The sequence below is a fragment of the Streptomyces sp. NPDC006385 genome, assembly GCF_040612485.1.
Classification (GTDB): Bacteria; Actinomycetota; Actinomycetes; order Streptomycetales; family Streptomycetaceae; genus Streptomyces.
Window position 1 is genome coordinate 86,249 of sequence record NZ_JBEXQG010000002.1, and the last position, 12,733, is coordinate 98,981.

At 72.4% G+C, this 12,733-nt stretch carries 13 protein-coding genes and 1 pseudogene; 10 read left to right on the forward strand and 4 right to left on the reverse strand.

Annotated features, from left to right (window positions below; all coding sequences use genetic code 11):
* The first annotated feature begins 10 nt into the window (after window positions 1-10).
* Window positions 11-382 carry a hypothetical protein gene (locus tag ABZ078_RS01850; protein ID WP_356570603.1) on the forward strand — a complete coding sequence of 124 codons (372 nt, stop codon included), beginning with the start codon at window positions 11-13 and terminating at the stop codon, window positions 380-382.
* Between the two features lie 31 nt (window positions 383-413).
* Here the strand turns inward: ABZ078_RS01850 and ABZ078_RS01855 are convergent, their stop codons facing one another.
* A complete protein-coding gene (locus ABZ078_RS01855) occupies window positions 414-767 on the reverse strand; it encodes a RidA family protein (protein WP_356570605.1) in 354 nt (117 codons plus the stop codon).
* Between the two features lie 12 nt (window positions 768-779).
* On the opposite strand from ABZ078_RS01855, the pseudogene ABZ078_RS01860 reads away from it, so the two are divergent.
* From ABZ078_RS01860 to ABZ078_RS01890, 7 genes and pseudogenes are all read left to right on the forward strand, one after another.
* Window positions 780-1,585 (forward strand): annotated as a pseudogene (locus ABZ078_RS01860) (transcriptional regulator).
* 222 nt (window positions 1,586-1,807) lie between these two features.
* Window positions 1,808-2,641, forward strand: coding sequence for a M55 family metallopeptidase (locus tag ABZ078_RS01865; protein WP_356570607.1), 834 nt, complete (start codon window positions 1,808-1,810; stop codon window positions 2,639-2,641).
* Window positions 2,634-3,938 carry a M20/M25/M40 family metallo-hydrolase gene (locus tag ABZ078_RS01870; RefSeq protein ID WP_356570608.1) on the forward strand — a complete coding sequence of 435 codons (1,305 nt, stop codon included), beginning with the start codon at window positions 2,634-2,636 and terminating at the stop codon, window positions 3,936-3,938. The genes ABZ078_RS01865 and ABZ078_RS01870 overlap by 8 nt, the downstream gene beginning before the upstream one ends.
* 17 nt (window positions 3,939-3,955) lie before the next feature.
* Window positions 3,956-5,962 (forward strand): prolyl oligopeptidase family serine peptidase, encoded by a 2,007-nt coding sequence (locus tag ABZ078_RS01875; RefSeq protein WP_356570610.1) that lies wholly within the window; start codon window positions 3,956-3,958, stop codon window positions 5,960-5,962.
* On the forward strand, window positions 5,959-6,894 hold the full coding sequence (locus ABZ078_RS01880; RefSeq protein WP_356570612.1) for an LD-carboxypeptidase: 936 nt from the start codon (window positions 5,959-5,961) through the stop codon (window positions 6,892-6,894). Before ABZ078_RS01875 ends, ABZ078_RS01880 begins: the two co-directional genes overlap by 4 nt.
* 120 nt (window positions 6,895-7,014) lie before the next feature.
* Window positions 7,015-8,802, forward strand: a complete 1,788-nt coding sequence (locus ABZ078_RS01885; protein WP_356570614.1) for a CocE/NonD family hydrolase — start codon at window positions 7,015-7,017, stop codon at window positions 8,800-8,802.
* 47 nt (window positions 8,803-8,849) lie between these two features.
* Window positions 8,850-9,404: a GNAT family protein gene (locus ABZ078_RS01890; protein WP_356570616.1), complete on the forward strand. Its 555-nt coding sequence runs from the start codon at window positions 8,850-8,852 to the stop codon at window positions 9,402-9,404.
* Between the two features lie 6 nt (window positions 9,405-9,410).
* Here ABZ078_RS01890 and ABZ078_RS01895 read toward each other — a convergent pair whose 3' ends face one another.
* On the reverse strand, window positions 9,411-9,761 hold the full coding sequence (locus ABZ078_RS01895) for a VOC family protein (RefSeq protein ID WP_356570617.1): 351 nt from the start codon (window positions 9,759-9,761) through the stop codon (window positions 9,411-9,413).
* A gap of 97 nt (window positions 9,762-9,858) precedes the next feature.
* Between ABZ078_RS01895 and ABZ078_RS01900 the strand changes: the two genes are divergently transcribed.
* Entirely contained in the window at window positions 9,859-10,332 is a 474-nt protein-coding gene (locus ABZ078_RS01900; RefSeq protein WP_356570619.1) for a phage holin family protein, read from the forward strand.
* A 5-nt stretch (window positions 10,333-10,337) separates the two neighbouring features.
* Window positions 10,338-11,375 carry an SDR family oxidoreductase gene (locus ABZ078_RS01905; protein ID WP_356570621.1) on the forward strand — a complete coding sequence of 346 codons (1,038 nt, stop codon included), beginning with the start codon at window positions 10,338-10,340 and terminating at the stop codon, window positions 11,373-11,375.
* Here ABZ078_RS01905 and ABZ078_RS01910 read toward each other — a convergent pair.
* Window positions 11,372-11,536, reverse strand: coding sequence for a hypothetical protein (locus ABZ078_RS01910; RefSeq protein WP_356570623.1), 165 nt, complete (start codon window positions 11,534-11,536; stop codon window positions 11,372-11,374). The two genes, ABZ078_RS01905 and ABZ078_RS01910, sit on opposite strands and share 4 nt — an antisense overlap.
* A gap of 63 nt (window positions 11,537-11,599) precedes the next feature.
* The gene (locus tag ABZ078_RS01915; RefSeq protein ID WP_356570625.1) at window positions 11,600-12,556 is read right to left on the reverse strand and encodes an LLM class F420-dependent oxidoreductase; all 957 of its coding nucleotides are present in this window, start codon (window positions 12,554-12,556) and stop codon (window positions 11,600-11,602) included.
* Between the last annotated feature and the right edge of the window lie 177 nt (window positions 12,557-12,733).

Sequence of the window (12,733 nt, forward strand, 5' to 3'; positions counted from 1 at the left end):
CCCGCACAGGGTGGCTGACAAGCGTGCCTGGGGGCGTGAAAGGGGCGTTCGCCTGCGGCGCGGCGCGGCGCGGAACGTGGCCGGGCGCGAGGCTGTGCGGGAGGTGCTGGACAGGCAGGCCCTACTGGTCGGCCTCGCCCGATGGGCGGCGGCGCCGCTGCGGCCGGGACGGGTCGAGGCTCTGGACCTGCCAGAGGCGCGGCGGAGCTGGGCAACGCGGTCGGCTACCACTGCCCCCCACCGGACGTCGGAGGGAGTCCTGGAGCAGCAGTACCCACCGGACGCTGGTGGGAAGGACTACTACCGCCCCACGCAGCACGGCGGGGAACGCATCCTGCACGAGCGCCTCACCAAGCTCCGCCGTGTCGTCCGCGGCGAGTAGAGGCACGAGCAGCGCAGGAGACGAGGTCACATCAAGCGACTGCGGTTCCCTCAAGCTCGACCATCTGGCCGGGAATGGCCAGTCGCGTCACCCCGAGCATCGCGGTGGTCGGCGCGACCTTGGCGGCGCCCAGCCGTGCGGCCAGCACGCCGTAGTGCTGGAGGATCAGATCGACGTCGGTCGTGTAGACGTTGAGCCGGACGAGGTTCGCGAGAGACATGCCGGCCTCGGCGAGCACGGCCTCCACGTTGTCGATGGCCAGAGCCAACTGCGCCGCCATGTCACCGTCATGCTCGGGCTTGCCTTCGCCGCTCATCGCGGTCTGCCCCGAGATGTACAGGGTCCGTGAGTGCCCGGAGACGACCTCACCCTGGTTGAAGCCCATCTCCACCCACCACTGGTGCTACTGCTGCGCCAGCGCGGTCGGCTGACCGCGGACACTCTGGCCCGCGAGCTGGAGGTATCCACCCGCACCGTGCTGCGCGACAGAGAGGCACTGTCCGCAGCCGGCGTCCCGGTCTCAAGGTGGCCGACGCACTGCCCGAAGGGCTTCGGGACACCGCGGCCGACGCGGCGCGGCGCTTACTCATCGACCCGGAGACCGACCTTCTCTCGCGTCGCGTGGCCGCCGAGGAGGTGCCCGACACCATAGCGGCCGAGCTCCGGCGCGCGGTGTTCGCCGGACACAAGCTGCGCATCCACTAAGCGGCTGTGGACCAGAACCCGAAGTGGCGCACGGTGGATTTGATTGGCCTGGTCACCGTAGGGGGCCAGGGCTACTTGCTGGCCACGAGGGCCGGCGCGGACCGCACCTACCGGCTGTCCCGGGTGCTGGCGGCCGAGGAACTCGACGAACCCGCGCAGCGACCGGACACAGTCGATCTGGACCAGGCCTGGCAGGAACGTAACACGCGGTTTCGGACCGGCGGCGACCAAGTCGTCGTGCGGGTACGGGTGGACCCGGCGCGGCGGGACGACCTGGTGGGCACCGCGCTGGCCGTCCGCGCCGAAGAGGCCGAGGCGGACGGCTGGCTGCGGCTGGACGTGACCTTCCAGGATTCCAGACACGCCGAATGGGCGCTGTGGCAGCTCGCCACGAACGCGGAAGCCCTGGCCCCGCAGTGGCTGCGCGCCTCCCTGCGCAACCGTGCCGCCGCGATCGCCACCCGCTATGGAGTGCCACACCGAGAGGGCGCTTCGTGAGCCATGTCCGTTCCGAGAGGTGGGCGGGGGCACGACCGCCGGTCTCGGGACCTCGTCGGTTTCTGTCGTCGTCGGACGCAGTGAGGATGCGGGGGTGGTCCGGGTGGACGGACAGATCCGGGCTGGTCATAGGCCGTATGAGGTGAGTTCGGTGGTCCGGACCACCGATGGTCATCCACAGCCCTGGCCGAGGCGGCCGGCCGACGCGTACCGTTTCGAGGCATGAAAATCCTGATCAGTGCCGACATGGAGGGCGCCACCGGCGTGACCTGGCCGGGTGACGTATTGCCGGGGACGCCTCAGTGGGAGCGGTGCCGGGGGATGTTCACCTCGGACGTCGACGCCGCCGTGCTGGGCTTCTTCGACGGGGGTGCCGACGCCGTCGTCATCAATGAGGCGCACTGGTCCATGCGCAACCTGCTGCTCGAACGACTGGACGAGCGGGCGGAGATGCTGACCGGCCGGCACAAGGAGCTCTCCATGGTCGAGGGCGTGCAGCACGGCGACGTGGACGGTATCGCCTTCGTCGGCTACCACGCGGGCGCCGGCATGGAGGGCGTCCTCGCCCACACCTACCTCGCGAACCAGATCACAGGGGTGTGGCTGAACGACGTCCGCGCGAGCGAGGGACTGCTGAACGCGCACGTCGCCGCCGAGTACGGCGTACCCGTCGTGCTCGTCACCGGCGACGACGTCGCCTGCGAGGACGCGCTCGGATACGCGCCCGAGGCGCTGAAGGTCGCCGTCAAGGACCACGTCTCGCGGTACGCGGCCGTGTGCCGTACGCCGGCCAGGACCGCCGCCGACATCCGTGCCGCGGCGAAGGAGGCCGCCGCGCTGGCGGTACGCCAGGAACCGGTGAGCGCCGGACCGTTCACCGTCGCCGTCGAGTTCGACGCCGAGCACCTGGCGATGGCCGCCACCGTCGTCCCGGGTGTCGAACGGATCGGGGAGCGGAAGGTGGAGTACACCAGCGAGCGCATGTACGACGGTATCCGTACCTTCAAGGCAGTGACCACGATCGCCTCGGCCGCGGTGGAGGAGCAGTATGGCTGACCGGCAGGCACTGGACGAGGTCGTGACGTTCACCTCCGACCTCATCCGCGTCGACACCACCAACCGCGGCGGCGGGGACTGCCAGGAGCGCCCCGCCGCCGAGTACGCCGCCGCACGGCTGGCCGAGGCGGGCCTGGAGCCCACGCTGCTGGAGCGCGCCAGGGGCCGCACGAACGTGGTCGCCCGCATCGAGGGCACCGATCCGTCGGCGGACGCGCTGCTCGTCCACGGCCATCTGGACGTGGTGCCCGCACAGGCCGCCGAGTGGAGTGTGCACCCCTTCTCGGGGGAGATCCGCGACGGCGTCGTGTGGGGCCGGGGCGCGGTCGATATGAAGAACATGGACGCGATGATCCTCGCCGTCGTCCGGGCCTGGGCCCGGCAGGGCGTACGGCCACGACGGGACGTCGTCATCGCGTTCACCGCCGACGAGGAGGCGAGCGCCGAGGACGGCTCCGGATTCCTCGCGGACCGGCACGCCGGGCTGTTCGAGGGCTGCACCGAGGGCATCAGCGAGTCCGGCGCGTTCACCTTCCACGACGGCGCCGGCCGGCGGATCTACCCGATCGCGGCCGGGGAACGCGGCACCGGCTGGCTCAAGCTGACGGCTCGCGGACGGGCGGCGCACGGCTCCCAGCCGAACCGGGACAACGCGGTGACCCGCCTCGCCGCGGCCGTCACCCGCATCGGCGCCCACGAGTGGCCGCTCCGGCTCACCCCGACGGTCCGCGCCGCCCTCACCGAACTCGCCGCGCTGTACGGCATCGACACCGGCCTGGACGACGTGGACCGCCTGCTGGAGAAGCTCGGCCCGGCGGCCGCGCTCGTCGAGGCGACCGTCCGCAACAGCGCCAACCCGACCATGCTGGAGGCGGGTTACAAGGTCAACGTGATCCCGGGCGAGGCGGTCGCCTACGTCGACGGGCGCTATCTGCCCGGCGGCGAGGACGAGTTCCGCACCACCCTCGACCGGCTCACCGGCCCCGACGTGGAGTGGGAGTTCCACCATCACGAGGTCGCCCTCCAGGCGCCGGTCGACTCGCCGACGTACGCCAGGATGCGCGCCGCCGTCGAGGAGTTCGCCCCCGAGGGGCACGTGGTGCCGTACTGCATGCCGGGCGGCACGGACGCCAAGCAGTTCTCCCGGCTCGGCATCACCGGCTACGGCTTCTCCCCGCTGAGGCTGCCGGAGGGCTACGACTACGGCGCCATGTTCCACGGCGTCGACGAGCGCGTGCCCGTCGAGGCGCTGCACTTCGGCGTCCGGGTGCTCGACCGCTTCCTGCGGACGGCCTAGGCGAGGTGGGGAGGACAGTGCGGACCCTGGCGTACGGCTCCTGGCCCTCACCCATCGACGCGGCCCTCGCCGCCGCGCACGACGGGCACCCCGAGTACGTGGGCTTCGTCGGTGACGAGGTGTGGTGGACCGAACCGCGGCCCACGGAGGGCGGCCGGCGCACGCTGGTGCGGCGGCGGAATGAGGAGGTGGGGCGCGAAGCGCCTCCTTGGAAGGGCGGTGGTGGGAGAGGGGCGGGCGGCCACGAGGAGTCGGTCCTGCCCGCTCCGTGGAACGTGCGCAGCCGGGTCGTCGAGTACGGCGGTCAGCCCTGGGCCGGCGCGATGGTCGACGGACGGCCGCTCGTCGTCTTCGTCGACTTCGCCGACCAGCGGCTCCACCGGTACGAGGAGGGAAGCGACCCGCGTCCGCTCACTCCCGTGTCCGCGGTGGGCGGCGGACTGCGCTGGGTGGAGCCGCAGGTGCGCCTCGAACGCGGTGAAGTGTGGGGTGTGCTGGAGGAGTTCACGGGGGAGGGGCCCACCGATGTGCGGCGCGTCCTGGCCGCCGTCCCGCTGGACGGCTCGGCGGCCGAGGACCGGAGCGCGGTACGCGAACTCACCGACGGCCGGCACCGGTTCGTCACCGGGCCCCGGATCTCGCCCGACGGGCGGCGCGCGGCATGGCTCGCCTGGGACCATCCGCGCATGCCGTGGGACGGCACGGAGCTGCTCGTCGCCGACGTCGGCGCCGACGGCACCCTCGGCGGCCCGCGGACCGTCGCCGGTGGCCCGCGGGAGTCGATCGCGCAGGTCGACTGGTCGGAGGACGGCCGACTGCTGTACGCGAGCGACCGCGGCGGCTGGTGGAACCTCTACCGCGACGGCGACCCCCTGTGCCCGCGCGAGGAGGAGTTCGGCGGGCCGCTGTGGAAGCTCGGCCTGCGCTGGTTCGCCCCGCTGGCGGGCGGGCTGATCGCCGTCGTGCACGGTCGCGGGTCCACCGCCCTCGGGGTACTGGACCCCGAGACCGGTGAGATCGTCGACGCGGCGGGCCCCTGGACCGAGTTCGAGCCCACCCTCGCGGCGCACGGCGAACGGGTGATCGCCGTCGGCGCCAGTCCGCGCAGCGCCCACGAGGTGGTCGAGCTCGACACCCGCACGGGCCGGGCCCGGGTGATCGGAGCCGAGCACGTCGACGCCGTCGACCCCGCCTACTACCCCGAGCCACAGATCCGCACCTTCACCGGCCCCGCCGGGCAGGACATCCACGCGCACATCTACCCGCCGCACAACCCCGGCTGCGTGGCCCCCGGCGGCACCCCGCCGCCGTACGTGGTCTGGGCGCACGGCGGCCCCACCTCCCGGGCGCCCCTCGTGCTCGACCTGGCCATCGCCTACTTCACCTCGCGCGGCATCGGCGTCGCCGAGGTCGACTACGGCGGCTCCACCGGGTACGGCCGGGCGTACCGCGACCGGCTGCGCGAGCAGTGGGGCGTGGTCGACGTCGAGGACTGCGCGGCCGTCGCGCTCGCCCTCGCCGACGAGGGCACCGCCGACCGCGCCCGGCTCGCCATCCGGGGCGGCAGCGCGGGCGGCTGGACGGCGGCCGTGTCGCTGACCACGACCGACGTCTACGCCTGCGGCACGATCCTCTATCCGATCCTCGACCTGACCGGCTGGGGCACGGACGAGACCCATGACTTCGAGTCCCGGTACCTGGAGAGCCTCGTCGGACCGCTCGCCGAGGTCCCCGCACGGTACGCGCAGCGGTCGCCCGTCGCGCACGCCGACCGCCTCACCGTGCCCTTCCTGCTGCTCCAGGGCCTGGACGACGTGATCTGCCCGCCCGCCCAGTGCGAGAGGTTCCTGGCCCGGATGGCGGGGCGCCGGGTGCCGCACGCCTACATCGCCTTCGAAGGGGAGGGCCACGGCTTCCGGCGGGCGGAGACGATGATCCGGGTCCTGGAGTCCGAACTCTCCCTGTACGCCCAGGTCTTCGGCCTGCACCCGCCCGGCATCCCGATCCTGGAGCTCGCCGAGTGAATCCGACCGTACGGCCACTCCTCCGGCCGCCCCGGCTCGTCCCCGGCGCCCGTGTGGCCGTCGTCGCGCCCAGCGGGCCCGTGCCCGAGGAACGGCTCCAGAGCGGGCTGGACGTGCTGCGCGGCTGGGACCTCGACCCGGTGGTGGCGCCCCATGTGCCGGCCCGGCACGGCGCGTTCGGCTATCTCGCGGGCGCGGACGCCGACCGGGCGGCCGATCTCCAGAACGCCTGGTGCGATCCGTCCGTCGACGCCGTGCTGTGCGCCCGCGGCGGCTACGGGGCACAGCGCATGGTCGACCTCCTCGACTGGGCGGCGATGCGGGCGGCCCGGCCGAAGGTGTTCGTCGGCTTCAGCGACGTCACGGTGCTGCACGAGGCGTTCGCCGCCCGGCTGGGCCTGTCCACCCTCTACGGGCCGATGGCGGCCGGCGTCGACTTCATCAAGAACGCGCGGGCGCAGGAGCATCTGAAGGCCACGCTGTTCGAGCCGGAGTCGGTGCGCACGATCACCTCCACCGGCTCGGCGCTGGTCCCGGGCCGGGCGCGGGGCGTCACGCTCGGCGGCTGCCTGTGCCTGCTCGCCGCCGAGTCGGGCACCCCGCACGCCCGGACCTCCGCGCGCGGTGGCCTGCTGTGCCTGGAGGACGTGGGCGAGGAGACGTACCGGCTCGACCGCTGTCTCACCCAGCTCCTGCGCGCCGGTGTGTTCGACGGCGTGCGCGGCGTGCTGCTCGGGTCGTGGCAGGAGTGCGGGCCGTACGAGCGGGTGCGGGCGCTGCTTCTCGACCGGTTGGGTGACCTCCGTGTGCCGGTGGTGGAGGAGTTCGGGTTCGGGCACTGTGAAGATGCGCTGACGATCCCCTTCGGAGTGAGCGCCGAACTCGACGCCGAGGCAGGGACCTTGACGCTCGACGTGCCCGCCCTCAAGTGATCCGCCTTCACTGAATGTCCGTCAAGAAACCTCCGTTTCGCCGATTGACCCGGTCTGACACGTGTCACACCATGACAACCGACCAGTACTTACTGGTCGGTAAGCAGGGCTGTCCTCAGTGTGGAGGTCTCAGTGTCCCGTCGTGTGCCCAGATTCCGAGCCCCTCTCGCCCTCCTCCTCGGCGCCGCCCTCACCGCACCCCTCGCCCTCCCCGCTCCGGCCGCCGCGACCGGCCGGTTCACCGTCACCGCCCTGCGGTTCACCGTCCAGGCGGGCGGCCGTAGCTGCACCGTCGACGCCGACCTGTACCGGCCCGCGGGCGTGGACCGCGCCCACCCGGCGCCCGCCGTCCTCGCCACCAACGGCTTCGGCGGCAGCAAGTCCGACGGCTCCACCGACGCCATCGGCAAGGCGTTCGCCCAGCGTGGATACGTCTCGCTCGTCTACTCCGGGCTCGGCTTCGGCAGGTCCGGCTGTCTGATCTCGCTCGACGACCCGGGCATCGACGGTGCCGCCGCCTCGCAACTGATCGACTTCCTGGGCGGCAGGCGCACCGCCGACGACGGCACCAGGACCGACTTCGTCACCCTCGACACCCCCGGCGACCCGCGCGTCGGCATGGTCGGCGGCTCCTACGGCGGGGCCATCCAGTTGGCCACGGCGGCCGTCGACCGGCGCCTCGACGCGCTGGTGCCGATGATCACCTGGAACGACCTGGCGTACTCCCTCGACCCGAACAACGCGGTGGGCGGCGGCGGCGTGCCCGGCGCCTTCAAATGGCAGTGGGCGAACGCCTTCTACCTCATCGGCGAGGGCCAGCCCCTGCTGGAACCGAGCCTCGACCCGTCCCGCGTCAACTCCCTCGCCTGCCTGCACTTCGTCACCAAGGCCTGCCGAACCGTCCGCACCCTCAACTCCGGCCGCTACCCGGCGAAGGAGACCGCCGAACTGCTCGCCTACGCGCACAGCGTCTCCCCGGTGTCGTACCTGAGCCGCGTCAAGGCACCCACCCTCCTCGTCCAGGGCCAGGCCGACAGCCTCTTCAACCTCAACGAGGCGACGGCGACGTACAAGACCCTCAAAGCCCAGGGGACACCGACGAAGATGATCTGGCAGTCCTGGGGCCACAGCGGCGGCCTCACCGGCCCGGCCGCCGGTGAACTCGACCTGGACCGCGGCAACCTGGAGACCAGCTACGTCGGCCGGCGCATCCTCGCCTGGTTCGACCGCCACCTCCGCGAGAACGACGTCGACACCGGGCCGGCCTTCGCCTACTACCGCGACTGGATCACCGACCCGGACAGCACCTACGCCACCGCCGACCGCGTCCCCGCGCTCAGCCGGACGTTCTACCTCTCCGGCGACGGCAAACTCGTCGACAACCGCGCCAAGGTGGCACGCGGCAGCCGTACGTACACCAACTGGCCGGTGTCCACGAGCCATTCGGAGAGCTCGCTGTCGGGGATGCTCGGGATGCCGGACCCGGCGCCCTACGACACGAAAGGCACCTACCTCGGCTGGACCAGCGAGCCGCTCGCACGCACGACGGATGTCGTGGGCGCCCCCCGGGCCACGCTGAAGGTCGTCTCCCCGAAGGCCGAGCGGACCCAGCACTCCCAGGACGCCGCCGACAAGCTCGTCCTGTTCGCCAAGCTGTACGACGTCGCGCCGGACGGCACGCAGACGCTGGTGCGCCGGCTGGTCGCGCCGGTGCGGGTGCCCGATGTCACGCAGCGCTTCACCGTGACCCTGCCGGGGATCGTGCACCGGTACGACAAGGGGCACCGGCTGCGGTTCGTGATCGCGGCGAGCGACGACGCCTACTTCGGGAACCGCGGGATCAAGCCGGTCACGGTGGTCAGTGCGCCGGGGGACACGGGGGTGCTCCGGCTGCCGGTGATCGGCTGAACCCCGCGGAGGTCCGGCGAAACCGGTGGCCGTCGTAGGCTGGCGCAATGCCGCACCCCGCGACCCGCTATCTCGCCGAAGGCCCCCGCGTGGGCATACGTCACTTCACCTACGACGACGGCGCCGAGTTCACCGCGCGCGCCCGGGAGAGCAAGGAGCTGCACCACCCGTGGCTGTTCCCGCCGGACGGCGCCGCGGCGTACGCCGCCTACGCCGGGCGGCTGATCGAGGATCCGGCCAAGGCGGGGTTCCTGGTCTGCGCGAAGGACGACGGCGGGGGCATCGCCGGGTTCATCAACATCAACAACATCGTCGAGGGCGCCTTCCGGAGCGGCGCCCTCGGCTACGGCGCCTTCGCCCACGCCGCCGGGCGCGGCCTGATGCGGGAGGGCCTCGACCTGGTGATCGGGCACGCCTTCGGACCGATGCGGCTGCACCGGCTGGAGATCAACGTGCAGCCCGCCAACACCGCCTCGATCGCCCTCGCCCGCGCCTGCGGCTTCCGCCTGGAGGGCTTCTCGCCGAACATGCTCTACGTCGACGGCGCCTGGCGCGACCATGAGCGGTGGGCCGTCACCGTCGAGATGCGGAGCTCCGCCTGATCCTCGTCATCCAGCCTGGCGGTCCACGTACTCGTACACCGCCCCGTCCGGATGCATGGCGATCAGATTGCGGCCCGCCGGCGTCGGGACCGGGCCCGCGATGATATGGGCACCCAGCTCGCTGAGCACCTGATGGGTCTCCTCGACGTCCTTGACGGCGATCGTCGCCGCGACCTTGCGCAGGACCTCCAGCTCCGCCTGCGGACCGCTCATCAGCAGGAAGCAGCCGATCGCCGCCACCTGCACGCCACCGCGTTCGAAGCGGAGGGCGGTGCCGCCCGCGAGGCGTTCGTAGAAGGGGACCGCGGCCTCCAGGTCGTCGACGCACACGCGCAGCGTGGCTCCCAGAATCTCCATGCGAGAAGCCTAGTTGGGGGCGGCCGGAGAGGGAGATCGTTTCACGCGATCCCCTCACTCACCGTTATGCGTACGCGTGTACGGGTACTCGGCGGCCATGGACCGCTTGGATCACCTTGAGCATCTCGACAAGCACCTGGTCGACGAGCTGGCGCAGGTGGCGCGCGAGACGGTACGTGACGAGCTGCGCGAACAGACGCGCAGGCAGCGCCGCAGGGCCATGCTGTACGCCGCGTCCGGCGCCGTCGCCCTGTACGCGGGCGCCTCCCTCGCGCTCGCCCTGGGGCTGGGCCTCGCGGCAGGGCTGCCGGACTGGGCCGCGGCGCTGATCACCGCGGCGATCCTCGGCGTGGCGGCGTACGTGCTGCGTGGCGCGGCGCGTCCGTCGGCTTCGCGGCCGACGCCGGAGCATCGGGCCGGGGCGGTCACCGCGCCCGACCGCGTCGTCGGCGGCACCGCGCCGGGCTCCCCGCCGAGCGGGCTCGGCGTGCCGTACCCGCCGATGCCGCCCGGGGCACAGCCGCCGGGCCCTGACGACATCAACCCCGAGCGGCCGCACCACCGGGCGTGACACCCGTGCGCAGACCGTGGAAGGGGAACCCGCCCGGGCGCGGCAGGGCCGTGGTGGTCACCGGGGCCAGCGGCGGCGTGGGCCGGGCCACGGCCCGCGCCTTCGCCGCGCGCGGCGACCGGGTCGCCCTGCTGGCCCGGGGGCGCGAGGGCCTGGCCGGCGCGGCGGACGAGGTGCAGCGGGCCGGAGGCGAGGCCTTGGTCGTCAGCGTGGACATGGCCGACGCCAAGGCCGTCGACAACGCGGCCCAGCAGGTCGTCGAGGCGTTCGGGCACATCGACGTCTGGGTGAACAACGCCTTCGCCGGGATCTACGCGCCGTTCACCGAGGTCACCCCGGAGGAGTTCCGGCGGGTGACCGAAGTGACGTACCTGGGCTATGTCTTCGGCACCCGCGCCGCCCTGCGTCACATGCTGCCGCGCGACCGGGGCACCATCGTGCAGGTCGGGTCCGCGCTCGCCTACCGGGGCATTCCGCTGCAGTCGGCGTACTGCGGGGCCAAGCACGCCATCCAGGGGTTCAACGAGTCGTTGCGCTGCGAGCTGCTCCGCGACGGGAGCCGGGTGCGGACGACGATGGTGCAGTTGCCGGCCGTCAACACCCCGCAGTTCGACTGGGTGTTGAACCGGCTGCCGGGACGGGTCCGTCCGGTGGCGCCCGTGTACCAGCCGGAGGTGGCGGCGCGGGCGATCGTGCACGCCGCCGGGCACGCGCGACGCAGGGAGTACTGGGTGGGGGGCGCCACGGCGGCGACGCTGGTCGCCAACGCGGTCGCCCCCGGGTTCCTGGACCGGTACCTGGCGCGGACCGGCTTCGACGCGCAGCAGGACGAGGGCGAGCCCACGGGACCGGGCAATCTGTGGACGCCAGCGGACGGACCGCACGGGCGGGACTTCGGGGCGCATGGCCGCTTCGACGAGGAGTCCCGGCCGAGGAGCCCGCAACAGTGGTTCTCCCGCAATCGCGGCAGGATGGGGCAGGCCCTCACGCTCGGTGCCGGCGTTCTGGCCGCGCGACGGCTGACCCGTCTGACCCGTCGCTAGCCGACCCGGTACTCCTGGACCTCCTCCGCCCGTAGCGTCAGGCCGTGGCCGATGCCCTGGGCCGGGGTGATCGTGCCGCCCAGTCGCCGATCGCCGCCGGGCCGTACGCCCAGCCGGCCGGTGCCGGTCGCGTCGCCCGCCGTCACCTCGACGATCACCACCGTCGTGGCGTTCCAGGACAGCGTGCCGTCGGCCCAGGTTCATTCGCCCAGGCCCGCCCCTCGTCACCGCTGGAGCTGCGGCAGCACCTTCGTGCGGTAGAAGTCGAAGAAGCCGCGCTGGTCGGGGCCGATCTGGTTGACGTAGATCCGGTCGAAGCCCGCCTCGGCGAAGGCGTCGAGCGCGCCGACGTGCTCCTCGACGTCGTCCCCGCACACCGTGTTCTCGCTCACCATCTGCTCGGTGACCAGCGGTTCCAGCTGCTCGAAGTGGCGGGGCGAGGGCAGGATCTGGCCCATCTCGCCGGGCAGCAGCTGGTTGGACCACAGCCGGCGCACCGTGCGCACGGCCTCGTCACGGTCGGCGCCGTAGCAGACCTTCGTGCCGCCCATGACCGGCTTGCCGTGCCCGCCGCCCTTGCGGAACTGCGTCACCAGCTCCTCGTCCGGCGTCATCGTGATGTAGCCGTCGCCGACCCGGGCCGCCAGAGCCGTCGCCGCCGGTCCGAAGCCGGAGATGTCGATCTGGACCGGCTCGTCGGGGACCGTGTAGAGGCGGGCGTTCTCCACCCGGTAGTGGCTGCCGTAGTGGCTGATCTCCTCGCCGGAGAACAGCCGGCGCATGATCAGGATCGCCTCCTCCAGCATCTCCAGGCGGACGCTCGCGGGCGGCCACACATGGCCGAGGATGTGCTCGTTCAGGGCCTCGCCGGAGCCGACGCCGAGCCGGAAGCGGCCGTTCGTCATCACCGCGCAGGTCGCCGCCGCCTGCGCCACCACCGCCGGATGGATCCGCACGGTCGGGCAGGTCACGGCCGTCTCGATGGGCAGCGACACCGCCTCCGAGATCGCACCGATCACCGACCACACGAAGGGGCTCTCGCCCTGCGCGTCGTTCCACGGGTGGTAGTGGTCCGAGATCCACAAGGACTGGAATCCGGCCTGCTCGGCCATCCTCGCCTGCTCGACGAGATCGGCGGGACGGAACTCCTCGGTCGCCAGGAAGTAGCCGTATTCGGGCATGGGGGGCACCTCCGGAACTGCCGCGACGGCGGCGGGGACGGTCGCCGTCCGGGTACCCGGCGGCCCGGCGGGAAACCGGTCCGGCCGGTTCTACCTGCCGGAAGGCGGCGCTGTCCGGGCCGACGTTTGGCGGCCCCGACCAGGGGGACGCGGAAGGCTCCCGAACCGAGGTGAGCG